General features: G+C 74.1%; 1 protein-coding gene. It reads right to left on the bottom strand.

Features of this window, described 5'->3' with window-relative positions; genetic code table 11:
- Window positions 1-433, bottom strand: a 433-nt coding sequence (locus tag ACY45C_RS12800; protein ID WP_462187846.1) for an amidohydrolase family protein, incomplete at both ends; no start/stop codon positions are given.

Genomic DNA, 433 nt, shown 5'->3' with positions numbered 1-433 from the left:
GGAGGAGAACGCCAGGGGGATGCCGGCGCGGTTCATGGCGGCGAAGGGGTTCATGGCGGCGGCACGGGTGGGGCCCAGGCGGGTGGCGTACATGCCGTTCTCGCCCCCCCAGCGGGCGTCGAAGGCGGGTTGGACGCTGGCGACGAGGCCGAGGGCGGCGATGCGGGGCAGGTGGTCGGGGGTGGTCATTTCGGCGTGTTCGAGGCGGTGGCGGGCGGCGGTGATCCGGTTGTGGCCGAGGGTGGTGGCGGCGGCTTCGAAGCCGTCCAGCACGGTGGTGATGGCGGCGTCGCCGATGGCGTGGAAGCCGGCCTGCAGGCCGGCGTCGGCGCAGTCGAGGACGGCGTCGCGGATGGTGTCGGCGTCGAGGTGGGTGGTGGCGCAGGTATGGGGGGCGTCGGTGTAGGGGGTGTGCAGGGCGGCGGTGTGGGAG

It is taken from the genome of Frankia sp. CcWB2 (assembly GCF_977927585.1).
Note: the sequence above shows the minus strand (reverse complement) of the source record. Positions and strands in the feature narration are given on the sequence as shown.